The organism is Pseudomonas sp. GG8, from assembly GCF_052976945.1.
Window position 1 is genome coordinate 2,954,361 of record NZ_JBRIIP010000001.1, and the last position, 17,072, is coordinate 2,971,432.

Consider the following 17,072-nt stretch of genomic DNA (forward strand, 5'->3'; position numbering starts at 1 on the left):
ATGATGTTCTGAATCCTTACTAGTTAGTCGAAGAGTAGAGACAGCCCTGAGAATGGGATTGGGCGGCAATAGAGGTAGCCCTGCATGACACAGCAACCCAGCGATAAGAGAAGCTGTGCTTGAGCTTCGGTTTCTACACCTTCCGCCACGGGCTCAAGATTCAGCACCTGAGCTAGATTGATAATTGTCGCCACGATGGCTGCATCGCTTTTGTCTTCAAGCATCGTCCGCACAAAGCTTTGATCAATCTTCAGGACGTCAAGAGGAAAGCGCTTCAGGTACGCGAGGCTCGAATATCCCGTACCAAAATCATCCACCGAAATGCGTACCCCCATATCCCTCAGGGCAGATAATGTTTCGCAGGTGGTGTCGATATCTTGGACCAGAACACCTTCCGTTATTTCCAGCTCCAACATGCTGGGCTCCAGCCCCGATTCACCGAGAATGGCCTTAACCATGCCAAGGAAGGATTGGACTTGGAGTTGTTGGGCAGAAATATTGACGCTGACCGGAATTGCATGGCCGCGATCGAATAAGGACTTCGCGTCGTAACAAGCCCGTTTGAGAACGAATTCGCCTATGGGGATAATTAATCCCGTTTCCTCGGCTAGCGGGATGAATTGATTAGGAAGGACTATAACGCCGCTACTGTACAAACGTACCAACGCCTCAATGCCCACTATTTCTCGGGTTCTGGCGTCCACTTTACTTTGGTAAAAAACTTTAAAATCACCCTGCACGAGCGCGCTACGCATACTCAGTTCGAGTTTGTGCCTAGCGCGCATGCTGATTTCAATGTCTGCCGAAAAAAAACAGTAGCGATTTCTACCTTTTTGCTTGGCTTGATACATGGCTGTATCTGCATGCCAATACAGCGACTCCAGAGTATCGCTGTCATCTGGGAACAAACCGATTCCAATGCTTGCCGTGACTTCGTAATACTGCCCCTCAACATAAATTCGCTTACTTACGATTGAGAGCAGCTCAGCAGCAAAATTACCCACCGCGTCGAAGTTCTGCACTTCCGGCATAAGCACCATAAATGCGTCGCCGCCCTGGCGACTTACCGTATCGATCGCGCGCGCGCATTTCTTTAGGCGAGTTGCAACCTCCTGCAAGACCCTATCACCGATTGCATGACCGACCGCATCGTTGAGCGCCTTAAAATTATCCAAATCTATCAATAGCAACGCGACCTGTGCAGCGCTATGCCGAGCCTGCTGCAAAACTTGCTCAGTTCGGTCGTACAGCAAAGTACGATTGGGAAGCCCAGTCAACGCATCCTGGTTGGCGAGTTTTTTGGCTTCACTACGCAGTGCGAGATGCGCCTTGATGTGTGCACGAGCTACCGGAATGTTCAGCGGTTTTTGCAAAAAATGGACACCGCCGTAATCAAGGGCACGTAGCTCGTTTTCTGTTTGCGTGTGCGAGGTCACAAAGATAACAGCGCTGTCACAGGTCTTAGGGTCGGACTTGAGCGCTTTGCACACCGTAAACCCATCCATACCCGGCATTTGGATGTCGAGTAAAACGACATCGGGCCGCCAACGCCGGGCTGCGTCTAGAGCGGAACGCCCATCAGTGGCCAAATATACTTGGCCTAGATCACGAACCGCTTCAGTCAGAATCCCGACATCGGTAGCTTGGTCGTCGACAACTAGAATGACTGGTTCACCAAGTATTTTATTTCGCATACCGTTGCTCCTGACCCGGACCTAGTGAGCCGTCGCGAATAGATTTTATGAGGGGAAGACACAAGCTACTGGAAAAGCAACCCACCTAAAGCGATGTAATTTTGACGTCAATTAATCAAGTGCAGCATTATTAGCATGCTGAACGGCGGATTCATAGGTATCGATGACTAATGTCATGCATCACCTACCTGATAAGGCGTATCTGATGCATGAAGCCTACCTACCGCCAGAATATCGCCTCGTCTAACGCACATGTGATTCCGACAATAGTGCTAGCCGATGAGTTGGGGTTCTCTCCACTGTTCAGCGCATGCAAGCTGATGAGTACAACGCCTGCGCCAGCGCAACACGGCGATGGGAAAACGCGCTGCTGCGTAGCAATCGTTGTGCTTCGTCAATTCGTAAGCCGGTCAACCACGCTTGAGAGGCCCTTCCGAAAAGCTGCCGAAAACGTTGATGGAGTTGGCTCATGCTCATATAGGCCGTTCGAGCCATCACCTCGTTGCTCCAGCTCACTCCAGGATGTGCTCGCAGGCGGGCTATCAGTTGCTTCATGCCGGGCGATGACTGAAAAGTATCGGAGCTGAGCAATGAAAGAAGCAGAGGTGCCAGTTGCGATGCACCAACCGAGAGCTGGTCATTACCCACTAGCTCTACGAACTCGATAAGTCGGCGAGCGGCTTAAGAGATCGGGACGTAAATGCGTTGAGCGAGGCGCTTAAAATTGAGGGTCTCAAGCCTTGCAGGCGCACAGTCCAGAACCAAAAAACGGTTGTTTGAATGAGTGAGCTGCGAATGCACAGACACGAGTCACGAGGGCCGCAAGTGATTGATCTATGCAGCCGCCCTGACCGTCCACGTCGATTTCCATACGGCCGCAGATCGGCAATACCAGCTGAGCAAAGTCGTCGTGGTGGTGTCGCGGGTTTTCGGTCCTGTAACTTCGGATTTCGAGATTCAAAACCAATTTAGCGCTCCAAGCTACCCATTTGGCACTTCTAGGTGATGCGTACCACTGCTGTCACGCCCCGCACGGGTAGTCGCCTGTGGACCTGCGCTTCTAGCACTTGGGGATCGGCAGTTCATCGCGCAAGCGGTCTTGGGGCGGCGTACAGTAGAGGGCCAGCTAGGACCCGCACACTGACCAGATCTCGGTTTCTGTACCACCCCCTTGCTGGCCAGCCCCACTTCGCTGGCGCCCTTCCGCGCAGCGGGTTTGGCAATGCGGCGATGATCAACAGAGTGCGGTTTAGCGGGAAGAATGACACTGGGCAAAAATCGAGCAACTGGGTTGAGCACTGTACAAATAAACAGCTACAGTACTCCTACCTCCCCACGACCCCGGAATACCCCATGACTGATGAAGAGTTTGATCGTGACTACCTGACCATTGAAGCAATGGCGATACGTCAATTCACCCCTGAACATTGTGTAGAAGCCCGTCAGCAGCTTGGCTGGTCACATGAGGCGCTTGCGGCAGCGTCTGGCGTGTCTGTGACCGCGATTCAGAGATTTGAAGCGAAAGAGAAGTTGTTAGACGTTACTAGGCTGGCTCTGGCGTTCAGGCTAGAAGGCGAAGGACTGATCTTCTTGCCTGGAATATCGCCAATGAGGGGGGAAAACGTGAAGGGACCGTCCCCTGATCCTAGAACCCGCAATGATTTCGCTATGATCGAGTGACACTTCTTCGCAACACAGATAACGGCTATCCGCCAGCCTTTGTGCGTCTGCTCAGAGGTGATCCTGATTGCCTTGGCGCGGCCGTCATAGAGTGGCGTCTTGAGCGCTTGCTCGGCGTATTGCTTAGCAGGGAGCCCACCCGAGTGCGGTTTTTTTCGCGGTGAAGTTCATACAGGCGGGAGCCCAACGTGGGTTCACCACCAGCTTCCGAGCGGAGTAATGGGCCGGATGTAAACGGCGCTGGCCAGTCAAGTCGCGTGTCATTAGGTTTATACCTGCGCCCATGGGGATGCATGGTGCAGAGATACGCGCGGAGGGTGTACTTCAGGATGGCTTAAGGTTTGATCAGCCTGGCGGGCTAACGGAAAATTACTCCTTCTGAACCACTGTGAGGAATCTATGTCCTCCGACGGCAGGAGGGCCACATTCAAGGGATGGCAAAGATATGGAACGGACCCTACCGAACTGCGGAGCTTTGAGAACGTCAGCAGCTAGAGAGGAGCCTGAGCGAGCTTTGAATCGACCTCGATCGGCACGAACTCCAGATCGGCAATCAATGCTATTGGCGTCACTATGCTGATCCTTGTCGATCGAGAAGATCAGCAGGACATTTTGCGGTGGATCGAAGGTGCTTTCAGAAGTAGTGGCTGAAGTAGTGACTAAATAGTGAAGACAGGGGAAGAAGACGAGCAAAACCCCAATGAAATATGGTGTCCCAGGGCAGGTTCGAACTGCCAGCCTTCCCCTTAGGAGAAGCATGGAGAAAGGACAGCCCTGCATATTGACAGTGGCCTGCTGAAAATCGAGCTTCGCCACCACCAAAACTATAGGTAGGGAAATCCGAGATTTGTGATGTGCCCTATATGTGCCCTAAATCGAGATTTTCTTTAACGCACAAAAAAGCCGATCTATCTGACCGGCTCAAGTGCCTGATTTTAATCAGTAAATATGGTCGGGACGGAGTGATTCGAACACTCGACCCCTAGCACCCCATAAAGGTGAATAACCGTCCAATAGAGCCCTACAAAATCCAAGCTTACAGCTTACCCCCTTGAAATTACTGGACAATCCTCTTACATACGTCCATTGGCATCCGCTATCATCCGCTTAAAGCTCCTCTCAATTCACTACCAATTCACTACCAAGGATATAACCGTGGCCAATCTCACAGATAAGGCGATGAAGGCGAAGCCTGGCCACACTCATAAATGGATGAGTGAAGTAGCAATTTGGGGCCATGGCTCCCTTTTGGCGCGAATCACCCCGGCCGGGGATCGCCTTTTCTATTTCCAATACACAAACGAGGCAGGCAAGCGATACGCTCTGCCAATTGGTACGTATGGTCCGGGGGACGATGCCGCTACCATGACTCTGTCGGATGCACGACAAAGAGCAATGGAACTCGCGAGCCTGCACAAAACAGGCATCAAAAATATCCGTGAACATCTTGAGTCCGAAGAAGCCGCACGTATCGCTGCCCGCGACGCTAAGGTGGCACAGCTAAATGCTGAGAAAGCTACTGCAGCAACCGAGCTCGCCCGCCAAGCTGCCCGAAAGAGCGTTACTGAACTATTTGAACACTGGGCCAAAGTCGACTTGATCAATCGCAAGGACGGAGGCGCGGAGGTGCGCCGAATGTTCGAAAAAGATGTACTACCTTTTCTAGGCAACATCGCGGTAGCTGACGTGAAAAAGGGACATATCACAGAAGTAACTGATGTAATGCTCTCGCGTGGCGTCAATCGTGCTGCAAAAATAGCCTTCTCCCTTATGCGTCAGATGTTCCGATTTGCAGTAGATCGCGACCTGATCGAACACGATCCCAGTGCTGGGATTCGCAAAGCCAAAATTGGCGGTAAAGATGTCGAGCGTGATCGAGTCTTAAATGATGACGAGATACGCAACCTTTCCCAAAAAGCTCCGGAAGCCGGTCTGCTGGTGACAACCGAAGCGGCCATCTGGATTGCACTATCCACCTGCTGTCGTATTGGTGAGCTGCTGAGCAGCAGATGGGAGCATATCGATCTTGAGCAGCGCACCTGGTTAATTCCCAGCGAAAACAGTAAGAATGGAAAACCACATCTCGTCAGCCTGTCGAACTTTGCAGTTGCCCAGTTCAAGCGAACACAACAGATTAACGGCAAATCAACCTGGTGCTACCCAAATACAGATAACAGCGGCCCTGTCAGCTCCAAGACCGTGACCAAACAACTAGGGGACCGTCAACGCCAGCCTGAACAAGGGACTCTGAGCCGGCGCAGCTCCAAAGCCCAATCCCTGCTACTACCAAGTGGCAAATGGACACCGCACGACCTACGTCGCACAGGGGCCACTCTGATGACGGCACTGGGAGTATTACCAGAAGTAGCTGAGCGCTGCCTGAATCACACTGAAGATAACAAAATGAAACGAATCTATCAGCGGCACAGCTACGCCACCGAAATGGCCACCGCCTGGAATTTACTTGGCGAGCACCTGGAAACACTCAGAAACTTTGAAGCGGGTAACCCTCACGCGCCAATATCGATCTCCGCTGAGACGGAGAATTAATGCGACCGTTCTAATCGAAGCGCCTGTTGCTGCACCCGCTCGACGAGGAGATTCGTAAATCCCAAAACGGCAAGATCCGCAACATTCCTATTCGCGTGCTGTTCAATGAGCCCGATCTGAACTTCCGCGCAGAGTACAGCCTGTTCGACCGTAACACTGGACTACCGCTGTGCGCAGGCAATGGCGAAACGTGTAAACGCCAGTGTGAGGACGGCATCAAGTCCCTGCCCTGCCCTTCGCCGGACGCTTGCTCTCTGGCGAAGGGCAATGCCTGCAAACCATATGGACGATTGAACGTAGTGATCGGAGACGATGACCCGCTAGTGGCCTGAGCGGCTAGTCCATTAATTTATTTTTTATCACGCTCAGCTTCGCCTTGTGTACCGAGCTAATGATGGCCTCAGCCGTTTTATTCCACTTGAACGGCTTGGCTGAATGCTCATTGTGAGCCTCGATAAATTGTCGGATAGCCGCCCTCAGGTCGGCGACGCTGGTGAAGGCGGCCCGGTACAACGCTCGTCTTTCCAGCTGCGCAAACCAACCTTCCACGGCGTTCAGCCAAGACGCGCTGGTCGGTGTGAAGTGCAATTTGAAACGCGGGTGCTTTTCCAGCCACTGCTTGATTGCAGCAGTTTTATGGGTCGAACTGTTATCCAGAATCACATGCAGATCCAGTCCGGCTGGCGTGCTGCGGTCAATCTGTTGCAGAAAAGCCAAAAACTCCTCGGCTCGATGGCGCTGGGTAATCCGTCCGATTATTTGGCCGGTCATGATGTCGAAAGCCGCGTACAGACTCGCCGTACCATGGCGCTTGTAATCATGCGTGCGACGTTCAACTTGACCTGGGCGTAGTGGCAGCATCGGTGTGCGATCCAACGCCTGGATCTGGGTTTTCTCGTCAATCGACAACACCAAGGCATTATCCGGTGGGTTCAGATAGAGCCCGACCACGTCGACGACCTTGTCGGCGAAATGAGGATCATTGCTGATTTTGAAGGTCTTCAAACGATGGGGTTTGAGGTCGGAAGCGGCCCAGACCTGCCTAACCTGCCACGTGGTAACCCGCGCATACTTGGCCATCAAACGAACGCTCCAGTGAGTGGCTTCCTGGGGGACGCGCCGGGTGGTCAGTGTCAGGATTTCGTTGATTTTTTCGGGACCAAGTTTGAGTGGCTGGCCGCTGCGCGGCAGATCGTTCAACCCTTCGATTCCCGCCTCCAGATAACGTTTTCGCCACTTGAATACCGTCGGCGGCGTGACCTGCAACTGCTCGCTGACGGCCTTGGGCGTCAATCCATCAGCCAGTAGAAGCAGGATGCGCGCTCGCTGGACGAGGCTCTGTTCCAGTGTCCTCATACGCAACCAACCTTGCAGGGCGATGAAATCAGAAGACGTTAAAGCGAAGGGGGAAGTCGGTCGGGCCATGTGCATAACCAATCCATGACATTGGATGCACAGTATATCGTTATCTTTAGATAAATGAATTAACCGCTCAGTCCAATAGATGGTCGAGTTCGGCAACTGTGACTGAGCGAACGCTGTTTAGGTATGCCGGTCTGTAGAAGAACCCGTCCCACCCAAGCGGAAAACCGACCGAAACGAAAGGTCTTGGCATCGCCTTGTCAGTGGGTGTGCGTCAGCCGCATCGGCCTTATTCATGAGTGAGTGCAAATGGGCGTACCATTCCCGGCTTGACCAAAGAGATACATGCCCTCCCTAGGGAATCGAATATTTCTGGCCTTCCTTTCCTCACGCATGAATGCGCGAGCGCTACCTCACTTCTCTTTACGAAGCACAAGCGTTCCTCTAACCGGAACTGACACCCTTAGAAGCCGCATCTTGATTCTAAAAGGTTGCGGATTTTCATTCTGGAACAGCGCCAAAGCACCGCCACATTTTCGAAACGGGGCGATAACCGCACACACTTTTCATAACTTCAACCGCTATCCGAGACCGAGTACCTCGACCGAACTCTTCTGCCATCATGCTTTGCGGCTAACACGTGTGTCCTTCGCTGACTTTTCTTTTTTTTGTTCACGCGCAGCACTGATGCGGGCCCTTCCCTACTGACGAGATTAACCATCCTGTACATTTTCGTTAGTATATGCGTCGCTACCGGGGGTCTGCCTATGCTTGAAAAAACAATTGGGGAATCGAGCAGCAAGCAGCATCGTTAGGCGGCTGATGCGACAACCCCATGAAAAACAGAGACTCTTTGGCATGTCATTAACCATTTTCAGTCTTAACTACCTGAATTCATAGAATAACTGCAACGCTTGAAACGAGAGGCAGAGAGCCAGCCACCGGTAGAATCCAGGCTCTCACACCAAAGGATTCAAGCGCAGATGACCACGCCTTACCGGCAGCTGACTCATGGCCAACGTTACCAGATTGAAGCGGGTCTGAGGGCTAAAGAGAGCCAAGCAAACATTGCTAAACAGGTGGGCGTGCACCCTTCGACGATTAGTCGTGAGGTTCGCCGCAACCGTTCTGAAAATGTTTACGAGGCGGTTTCGGCGACCCATGAAAGTGATGTCCGGCGCGCTGGGGCTCGGAAGTTTTGCAAACCGGTTACCTGGTTGAGTCATCACCTTGCGATATGGCTCAACCATGGAATGAGCCCAGAGCAGATTTGTCATCGGCTCAAGCAAGAGCGACCAGATCAGGCGGTCAGTCATGAGTGGATTTATCGGTTTATTGCCACCGACAAACAGGGCGGCGGCGAGCTTTATACGCATCTGCGGCACCGTCGAAAGCGTTACCGTAAACGCTATGGAAGCCACGACCGGCGGGGACAGTTGCGAAATCGGGTGTCGATCACTGAACGTCCTGCTGAGGTCGAAACTCGAGAACGGCTGGGCGACTGGGAAGGTGACACAGTGCATGGGGTGGGCGGTAATTTGGTCACTCTGGTTGAGCGTAAAAGCGGCTATCTGAGCGCTTACCCGGTCAAGCGCTCAGATAGCCGCCAAGTCACTCGGGCGATCAATTTACAGTTCAATGGGCATGTGGTGCATACGTTGACGCTGGACAACGGCAAGGAGTTTGCCGGCCATGAGCGCATCGCGAACAAGAGCCGTTGCCAGGTCTATTTTGCCGACCCGTATTCGTCCTGCCAGCGCGGCACGAATGAAAATACCAACGGTTTACTCCGCCAGTATTTTCCCAAAGGCAGTGACTTCAGCAAGCTGACGGTTGCTGCTGTAAACCGTGTGGTCGCGCAGATAAATTTACGCCCTCGCAAACGCCTGGGCTGGAAGACACCGTATGAAGTCTATGCGGGGGTGAGCGTTGCACTTATGTGTTGAATTCAGGCTAGAACAAACCTGAACCAATGTTAACGATTTTGAACAAAAAAATATCACGACAAACCTGTACACTTCATATACAAAATATATTCTTGCACAAGAATTTTGCTTTTTGAAACGTACAGATAGTGACATCACTATGCCATCATTTCACTATCATGTTAACATATGAACATCTAGCTTCATGAAAGCTCTTAAACACATATTTCTGGCTGAGTGTCGACTGATTTCAGTGAAAATATCGCCTACGGCGCGATGTTTGTTTGCAAAATAAGTCGTTAGGGAAACTCTGAAAAAGGTTTCCAAATCTGGTGAAATGTCCTCCATCACATGAGCTGAACGGTTAAGCCCCATGAAGCAGATTTCTTTCGCCGATGCTGAGTACGCAGGTAAACGTAAGCGAACCCGCCGTGAGATTTTCCTGAGCGAGATGGACAAGGTCGTCCCCTGGAAGGGGTTGATCGCCTTGATCGAGCCGCATTATCCAAAAGGCGAAGGGGGCCGGCCGGCGTATCCGTTGATGGCCATGTTGCGGGTACATCTGATGCAGAACTGGTTTGGCTACAGCAATCCGGCGATGGAAGAAGCACTCTACGAGACCACGATCCTGCGCCAGTTTTCGGGGCTGCACCTGGATCGGATTCCCGATGAAACCACGATCCTCAACTTCCGCCGCTTGTTGGAAAAACATGAGTTGGCAGGCGGGATTTTGCAGGTCATCAATGGCTATCTGGGTGATCGTGGTTTGATGCTGCGCCAAGGCACGGTGGTCGATGCGACGATCATTCATGCATCGAGTGCGACCAAGAACAAAGAGGGTAAACGCGATCCCGAAATGCATCAGACGAAGAAAGGAAACCAATATTTTTTCGGGATGAAGGCGCACATCGGCGTTGATGCCGAGTCGGGTTTAGTGCATCGCCTGGTGGGCACGGTGGCGAATGTGGCGGACGTGACGTAGGTCGATCAGTTGCTGCACGGTGAGGAAACTTAAGTGTGTGGCGACGCCGGTTACACCGGCGTGGACAAACGTCCCGAGCATCAGGATCGCAAGATGACCTGGTCGATTGCCGCCCGGCCAAGCCGCTATAAAAAGCACGCAAAAAAGAGTCTGATCGGGCGCATGCGACGCAAGATCGAATACGCGAAAGTGCAGGTGCAGGTGCAGGTGCAGGTGCAGGCGAAGGTTGAGCATCGGTTTCGCGTGATCAAGCGCCAGTTTGGTTATACGAAAGTGCGCTTTCGTGGTTTGTCGAAAAACATCGCGCAGCAAACAACGTTGTTCGCTTTGTCGAACCTGTGGATGGTGCGAAAACGGCTGATGGGTATGGGCGAGGTGCGTCTGTAATGCGGGCCAATTGCCCTGAAACAGCGCGACTAGAGGAAAGAACCGTGGATTAAGGACAAGAAAGGTCTGATTTTCGCCGACTTATGATTTTTTGAGCCTCAAGTAGTGAGGGCATCAAAAATCGGTGGGTACTTCAGACCGTCCTTAGCCATAGAAGAGTTTTGAATTCCTATGCAATGGCGAGCAGCACCTACCTGACTGTGTACCGACAGATCAGTGCACATCCTGGATATTGGTAGATCAAGCTATTTCGGAATTTTTTTCGGACCGAAACAGGAAATAGATATGTCATCGATATGAAGGCACATCTCGACGTAAATACTGAATCAGCTTTTCAATAGCTTGACGGCACCTACGCCAGAGCTTTCGACCCGTGACGAAAAACACTCTGCGACTGACCATACTTTTTCCCTGCCCAACCCTTGGATGGCGGAGGCAAAGTTAATGATCAATAGAAAGCTGCACCCATCATGCAGAAATTGAGCTGAAAAGCGACGAACTTGATGAAACCAACGCTTATTCTACAACACAGCAATACAACATAGGACACCTAGGGAAACTCTGAAAAAGGTTTCCAAATCTGGTGAAATACCCTCCATCACATGAGCTGAACGGTTGAGCCCCATGAAGCAGATTTCTTTCGCTGATGCTGAGTACGCAGGTAAACGTAAGCGGACCCGCCGTGAGATTTTCCTGAGCGAGATGGACAAGGTCGTGCCCTGGAAGGGGTTTATTGCGTTGATCGAACCGCATTATCCAAAGGGTGTTGGGGGACGTCCGGCGTATCCGTTGATGGCGATGTTGCGTGTGCACCTGATGCAGAACTGGTTCGGCTACAGCGATCCGGCCATGGAAGAATCGCTGTATGAGACAACGATTCTGCGCCAGTTTGCGGGTTTGAATCTGGAGCGCATTCCCGACGAAACCACGATCCTCAACTTCCGTCGCCTGCTGGAGAAAAACCATCTTGCCAGGGGCATCATGGAGGTCGTTAATGGCTATCTGGGCGACCGAGGCTTGATGCTTCGTCAAGGCACTATCGTTGACGCCACGATCATTCATGCGCCGACCTCGACCAAGAATAAAGAGGGTAAACGCGATCCCGAGATGCATCAGACCAAGAAAGGAAATCAATATTATTTCGGGATGAAAGCGCATATCGGGGTGGACGCTGATACGGGCCTGACCCATAGCGTGGTGGGCACGGCAGCCAACGTCGCGGACGTTACCCAAGTCGATCAGTTGTTGCACGGCGAAGAGAGCCATGTCTGCGGCGACGCGGGCTACACCGGGGTGGAAAAGCGGCCGGAACATGAGGGGCGCGAGATGATCTGGTCGATCTCCGCCAGGCCCAGCAGCCGTCGCAAACATGGTGAAAAAAGCGTCATTGGCCGTGCGTTGCGCAAGATCGAATATGCTAAATCGCAAACTCGGGCCAAGGTTGAGCACCCGTTTCGGGTCATCAAACGCCAATTTGGTTACACCAAAGTGCGGTTTCGCGGACTGGTAAAAAACACCGCGCAGTTGGTAACACTGTTTGCGTTGTCGAACCTGTGGATGGCGCGCCGACATTTGCTGGAGCCTGTAGGACAGGTGCGTCCGCAGTATGGAAATTAAGGGTTAATAAGCGCCTAAAACCGGCTTATTCATCGAAAAAAGTCGATATTTCAGAAATTTCAGCGAGGTATTCTCTTTTTGAGCGTCTGACGCCCGATTTTCTGTAAAAAGAAGGCCTTACTTCAGACCTTCCCTAGCAGGCTTTTGCGGGGATGCTTATCGAGTGTATGCAAGAAACTCTCACACACGACTCTTAAAAGGGGCGAGTGCGAATAACTACGTCCGGATATCCAACAATGAGATCGATTCACGGGCTATAGCCGCCCTGACGAAATGCTGCCAGCTTGATTCTAAGGCGAAACCGCTAACCAGTGGGCTTTATTCTGTGGGTATCAGTCTACGGCATGCTCCTTATGTCTATTTTCACTATGCACTCATGCAAATGTACTAAGAGCAAGCGAGGTCACAGAGCTGCTACTGCACTGCCGCTATCGATGCAATCATGCCAGGCGCGCTTACGCATTCTGACGCACGTCGGGATACGAAATGGCAAAGACTGAGAACAATACCCCATAAAAAAATGTTATAAATTGTCGAATTTAAGAATGAACCAATATGGCAAGATGACAAACATACATATTCAAGTATTTGGGTAGTTGAAATGGATTATACATCGTGCTCGAAGGGACAAAAAAATACTGTGATTGTAGCGTTTGGTCATACGCAGGCATTGGCAGAAGGCTTAAGGCAGTTGACTGTGTCGGAAACTGTACATGTAGATGTTTTAGAATACAGTACGCCACTCGATAAGATTTCCGACATAGCCAGCGCAAGTGCAATCATCATTGAGATCGACGCACCTGCATGCTTAAATGAAGGATTAGAACTCGTAAAAAAAATCCGTACCCAGCATTTTCTTGTGAGTATTATTGTATTAATCACACACACGAAGCCATTTAAAAAGGTAAGCTGCTACATAGCAGGTGTTGACCATTGCATTACAATACCGGCCGAACGCACTGAAAAAGAAAACTTTCTTTCCAAAGCATTTCATAACTTTGAACTGGAAAAGAAAATACATCTTGTTTTAGACCGAACATGTCTATGCTTGCGCGGACATTTAAATAAACTAGAGATCTCTTATACAGAAATGAAAGTCCTGGACGCTTTGATATGTGCAAAACAGCACATTCTAAGCCATGACGATATCGCCAGAGTTCTTGAGCTGAATATAAAATTCTATGATCCTCGCGCGTTGGAAAAAAAAATCAGCAGGCTGCGTAGTAAAATAAAAAGCACCTACGACATCAATGCCATTCAAAACGTGCGGGGCTTTGGTTATAGACTGTGCCGGGGGATTATTATATAGACATAAAACACCTGACCACTACTAAAAACCTAGGCATCCATCATCTGACGAGAAACATTCAAGTATGGACAACCTTACTATTGAAACACCTAGTGAATCGACCTTAAAACTGAACAGACTTTCATTTAATCACCTGGTGCACGGATGCATATCACAACCCGAAGTGAAATCAAAAAAATGTCATCACTGCCAAAGGCTCTCAACAACAATAGCCCGGTAGTTTGGGTGACAGCACGAGCACTATCCATCCAAATTTAAAGCAACACTGCAATTTACTGGATGGACAAAAAAACCATTATTCCTCTGCATTTCTCACAGAGAGGGTCCTAACTTGAAGATTTCGATTTTGTCCGAGTACGCTAAATCACTCACACAAAACCAGAGGATAACTGCGAGCTCTGTTATCCACGCACCGAGCATTTCATCGCAGAAATATGTCTTTGATTATGTTCACGCACCCCATATAGATCACGTTAAAATCCAGCACCCCGATCATGAGGCATGGTGGTTTAGCTGCGACCAACAAACCTTGGTCCACGACCGAAAAAAAATCCCGCTCACAAACATAGAGTCGTTGCTAATCAAACAGCTACTCCTTAGCGACCGACGAGTATGTAGCAAGGCAGAGCTCATACTTTGCATCCATCGAGACCCCGCTCACTACCGTGGCCTTGAAATGTGCCTGAGTAGGTTGCAAGAGAAATTCAGTACCTTTTCTAATGGAGAGCGCCTGCTACGATCCGTGAGGAATCGCGGTTATTGCCTAATCCAAAGAATCAAAGTGTCGTAATAATAAAGATCATGTCGCGCCAATAACAAAAAAGTCCGCGTCAATACATCACTTTCTTTACTGCCTTTTTTACAATCTCCAAACTGACTTCATTACTATTCCCTAGTCAGCCAAGGACATTATTGTCCAGCACTGATGTGCTGCGTTTCGACTCAGTGCGCAACACGTTACTGGCCCGCCTACCCGATGCATTGGGTGGTGCCGACCGGCTCGGCCTCGCGCCTCGCTCGAAGAACTGTCGCTGAAGTCTGGCGAATTCGCAGCGCAGATGCCCCCGGAAGCTCCGCACTATGTATTGATCTGTGATCTGTTGGCGTCTTCGTTGCCAACGACACCAAGGCCCTGAACCTTAGGGATTCATACCTTCAAGATACGTCCACTCAGCGAAACACCCAGCAGCAACACGGCGACAATCAGAAAGGCCAGACTCAGGCTGCTGGCGTGGGCGATGAAGCTAATGAAACGAGCCAATAATTTTTCAAGGGATCATGATGATCGAATCAGACAAGGAAGCGGAGTCTATTGCGCTAATGTCGCGCGACCCGGAAGCTGCACCGCGTGTTGTCAAGGGTCGCGGCCGCGTGAAAGCCGGCGGCTTACCGATCGACAACAACGTCTCCGAAGTGCGACACGAAGTCGATTACAGAAGTTGATCCCACTTGGAGGGAACCACCCGTGTCACCGGGTGAATCTAGAAGACTGAATCAAGACCGCCTTTGGACAATGTAACGATGCACCGCGAGGTGCAGGCGGCGTTTTGCAAGGTAGTTGTCGCGTCAGCTGTGTTTTTATGCGGCTATTTTCAGTGTCGGTAAGTCCCTTTCCGGATTGAGTGTGACAGCACCGATGGGCTGCCAATTGCGTGTCGCACCCGACCAGCGGTGTGGATGCTGATTGCGGGCTTGCTGATACAGCGCATGACGCTTGGCTAAGATCTCTTGATCCTCGCCTCGATGACGCTGTGCCGGGGTCACGAAGCGGATGCGGCTGTGGCGGTGTTGGTGGTTGTACCAGCGGATAAAGTCGCGCACCCAGCTGCGTGCCGCGTCCAAATCTGCAAATCCACCAGTAGGCCATTGCGGGCAATATTTCAGGGTTCTAAACAGCGATTCTGAGTAGGGATTATCGTTGCTCACCCGTGGTCGCCCTCGTGATGGGGCGATGCCGAGTTCGTAAAGTTTGCTCAGCAGCGTCACCGATTTCATCGGTGCGCCGTTGTCCGAGTGCAGCACTAAGGGCCGCCCGGCGCAGCGTTCGGTGAGCACGGTGCGCTGCATCAGTTCAGCCGCCAGCTCGCCAGCTCGCCACATTCTTGCTCGTAAACCTCCCAGCCCACAGCCTTTCGGCTGTAGATGTCCTCGATCAAATACAGGTAGTAGTACTTCCCACGCACTGGCGATGGCAAGTAGGTGATATCCCAAGACCAGACCTTATTGGCTGTGGTTGCGTGGTGAGTAGTCGGCGTAGCATGCTTGTGCGGTGCATGGCTGCGGCCACGTCGGTGCTGCTGATCAGCTTCCTTCAGGACGCGGTAAAAGGTGGCCTCTGAGGCCAGATAACGGCCTTGATCGGCCAGTATCGGGACGATCTGGCTGGGCGGCAGGCTGACGAATGGCGAGCTGTTGCACACCTCCAAAATAGCGAAACGTTCCTGTTCACTCAGGGCATTGGGCGGTCGCGGGCGTAATGTGGTGGTGCGCACATCGGCCTGCATAACTGGTGTCAGGGCCCAACGTTGCAGGATGCGCAGCGACAGCCCGATCTCCGCGCTGGCAATAGATTTGCGCGCACCAGAAGCAACGGCTTGGTTAAAACGTTCAACGAGTTGTTGCCGTTCTGGCAGCGAGGTCAGACGTCCTCGCTGTCGTTTCCCCAGAAGGCATTCATCTTTTTTCGCAACACCAGAATCGCGGCGGTTTCAGCGAGCGCCTTGTCCTTGCGCCGCAGTTCGCGCTCCAACTCGGCGATGCGTTTTTTGTCGGCGCGCGCCTGTTCTCGCTCGGCCTGGCGCTGTGCCTGGGCTGTCAGCTGGCCACTGATGCAGGCTTGACGCCAAGCGCTAACTTGCTCTGGGTACAAACCCTTGCTGCGACAGTATTCGCTCAGCTCGATCTCGCTCAACGTGGCCGTGTGCAACACAGCTGCGAACTTGGCTTCAGCCGACCAGTTATCGGCACTGCTTTTATCTCCGGGCACCACTGCGTCTCCTGCTTTGAGCTTGGTTCGCCAAGCATACAGGGTGGCTTGAGAGATGCCTTCTTGACGCGACAACGCGGCCACGGACATGTTTTGAGGCGGCAGTAATTTATTGATAAGGGCCGCTTTACGCTCAGGTGAATAGCTCGACATTACAGCTCTCTTTTATGCCCCCGATCTATCGTTTTGATAAATCAGCTCAGGCGACAACTAGCCTGACACCGGGGGCAGGTTATCAATCGCGAGAGCCCCCCCTTCTGGCAGCCATAGCCGAATGAGTACTAAATAGTCGGTACGGTGAACACATGCGAACCCGCATAGAGATAATTACATTGAACGACCGAAAATGGGCTGGATAGAAGTTGAAACATTACTTCACGCGAAGCAAGGATCCCAGCGTAGAACGGCCGGGCTAAAAATATCAACTGAACTTAACCTGACAGTCACTACCGGAAACCCATAACCGCCAGATCAAGTCTGAACTTCTACAACTGAGAGGAGGAAAGGTCTAATTTTCGATTAAGTCGATATTTTTTGCCACTCAAACGGAGACGCCGTTAAAATTAAAATTGTTGCTTAC

11 protein-coding genes and 4 pseudogenes are annotated in these 17,072 nt (G+C 51.5%); 11 read left to right on the plus strand and 4 right to left on the minus strand.

The window, feature by feature from the left end:
* Nucleotides 1-23 precede the first annotated feature (23 nt).
* On the minus strand, nucleotides 24-1,694 hold the full coding sequence (locus tag ACVBEG_RS14095) for a two-component system response regulator (RefSeq protein ID WP_447107935.1): 1,671 nt from the start codon (nucleotides 1,692-1,694) through the stop codon (nucleotides 24-26).
* Nucleotides 1,695-2,033: 339 nt separating this feature from the next.
* Nucleotides 2,034-2,661: pseudogene (locus ACVBEG_RS14100) on the minus strand (AraC family transcriptional regulator); the annotation flags it as partial.
* A gap of 386 nt (nucleotides 2,662-3,047) precedes the next feature.
* Between ACVBEG_RS14100 and ACVBEG_RS14105 the strand changes: the two are divergent.
* The 4 genes and pseudogenes from ACVBEG_RS14105 to ACVBEG_RS14120 all read left to right on the plus strand — a co-directional run.
* Nucleotides 3,048-3,374: a helix-turn-helix domain-containing protein gene (locus ACVBEG_RS14105; protein ID WP_447107936.1), complete on the plus strand. Its 327-nt coding sequence runs from the start codon at nucleotides 3,048-3,050 to the stop codon at nucleotides 3,372-3,374.
* Between the two features lie 378 nt (nucleotides 3,375-3,752).
* Nucleotides 3,753-3,869: a DUF7693 family protein gene (locus ACVBEG_RS14110; protein ID WP_447108465.1), complete on the plus strand. Its 117-nt coding sequence runs from the start codon at nucleotides 3,753-3,755 to the stop codon at nucleotides 3,867-3,869.
* A gap of 660 nt (nucleotides 3,870-4,529) precedes the next feature.
* A complete protein-coding gene (locus ACVBEG_RS14115; RefSeq protein ID WP_322178785.1) occupies nucleotides 4,530-5,924 on the plus strand; it encodes a tyrosine-type recombinase/integrase in 1,395 nt (464 codons plus the stop codon).
* 26 nt (nucleotides 5,925-5,950) lie between these two features.
* Nucleotides 5,951-6,247, plus strand: a pseudogene (locus tag ACVBEG_RS14120) (recombination directionality factor); the annotation flags it as partial.
* A gap of 13 nt (nucleotides 6,248-6,260) precedes the next feature.
* On the opposite strand, the gene ACVBEG_RS14125 reads toward ACVBEG_RS14120, so the two are convergent.
* On the minus strand, nucleotides 6,261-7,349 hold the full coding sequence (locus ACVBEG_RS14125) for an IS630 family transposase (protein ID WP_322178784.1): 1,089 nt from the start codon (nucleotides 7,347-7,349) through the stop codon (nucleotides 6,261-6,263).
* Nucleotides 7,350-8,269: 920 nt separating this feature from the next.
* Here ACVBEG_RS14125 and ACVBEG_RS14130 point away from each other — a divergent pair.
* From ACVBEG_RS14130 to ACVBEG_RS14160, 7 genes and pseudogenes are all read left to right on the plus strand, one after another.
* Nucleotides 8,270-9,232: an IS30 family transposase gene (locus ACVBEG_RS14130; protein ID WP_322178783.1), complete on the plus strand. Its 963-nt coding sequence runs from the start codon at nucleotides 8,270-8,272 to the stop codon at nucleotides 9,230-9,232.
* Nucleotides 9,233-9,584: 352 nt separating this feature from the next.
* Nucleotides 9,585-10,580, plus strand: a pseudogene (locus ACVBEG_RS14135) (IS5 family transposase).
* Between the two features lie 624 nt (nucleotides 10,581-11,204).
* Complete coding sequence (locus ACVBEG_RS14140) at nucleotides 11,205-12,197, plus strand: IS5 family transposase (RefSeq protein WP_447107587.1); 993 nt, start codon at nucleotides 11,205-11,207, stop codon at nucleotides 12,195-12,197.
* Between the two features lie 601 nt (nucleotides 12,198-12,798).
* Entirely contained in the window at nucleotides 12,799-13,506 is a 708-nt protein-coding gene (locus tag ACVBEG_RS14145) for a winged helix-turn-helix domain-containing protein (RefSeq protein ID WP_322178782.1), read from the plus strand.
* Between the two features lie 529 nt (nucleotides 13,507-14,035).
* A complete protein-coding gene (locus ACVBEG_RS14150) occupies nucleotides 14,036-14,296 on the plus strand; it encodes a helix-turn-helix domain-containing protein (protein ID WP_323568299.1) in 261 nt (86 codons plus the stop codon).
* A gap of 122 nt (nucleotides 14,297-14,418) precedes the next feature.
* Nucleotides 14,419-14,541: a hypothetical protein gene (locus ACVBEG_RS14155; protein ID WP_322178780.1), complete on the plus strand. Its 123-nt coding sequence runs from the start codon at nucleotides 14,419-14,421 to the stop codon at nucleotides 14,539-14,541.
* A gap of 246 nt (nucleotides 14,542-14,787) precedes the next feature.
* Nucleotides 14,788-14,949, plus strand: coding sequence for a hypothetical protein (locus ACVBEG_RS14160; protein WP_322178779.1), 162 nt, complete (start codon nucleotides 14,788-14,790; stop codon nucleotides 14,947-14,949).
* 135 nt (nucleotides 14,950-15,084) lie between these two features.
* Here ACVBEG_RS14160 and ACVBEG_RS14165 read toward each other — a convergent pair.
* Nucleotides 15,085-16,645: pseudogene (locus ACVBEG_RS14165) on the minus strand (IS3 family transposase).
* Nucleotides 16,646-17,072 lie beyond the last annotated feature (427 nt).

Coding starts and splice junctions, on each gene's coding strand:
- ACVBEG_RS14140 (WP_447107587.1), top strand. CDS start 11,205: ATGAAGCAGATTTCTTTCGCTGATGCTGAGTACGCAGGTAAACGTAAG.
- ACVBEG_RS14125 (WP_322178784.1), bottom strand. CDS start 7,349: ATGGCCCGACCGACTTCCCCCTTCGCTTTAACGTCTTCTGATTTCATC.
- ACVBEG_RS14095 (WP_447107935.1), bottom strand. CDS start 1,694: ATGCGAAATAAAATACTTGGTGAACCAGTCATTCTAGTTGTCGACGAC.
- ACVBEG_RS14130 (WP_322178783.1), top strand. CDS start 8,270: ATGACCACGCCTTACCGGCAGCTGACTCATGGCCAACGTTACCAGATT.
- ACVBEG_RS14145 (WP_322178782.1), top strand. CDS start 12,799: ATGGATTATACATCGTGCTCGAAGGGACAAAAAAATACTGTGATTGTA.
- ACVBEG_RS14105 (WP_447107936.1), top strand. CDS start 3,048: ATGACTGATGAAGAGTTTGATCGTGACTACCTGACCATTGAAGCAATG.
- ACVBEG_RS14160 (WP_322178779.1), top strand. CDS start 14,788: ATGATCGAATCAGACAAGGAAGCGGAGTCTATTGCGCTAATGTCGCGC.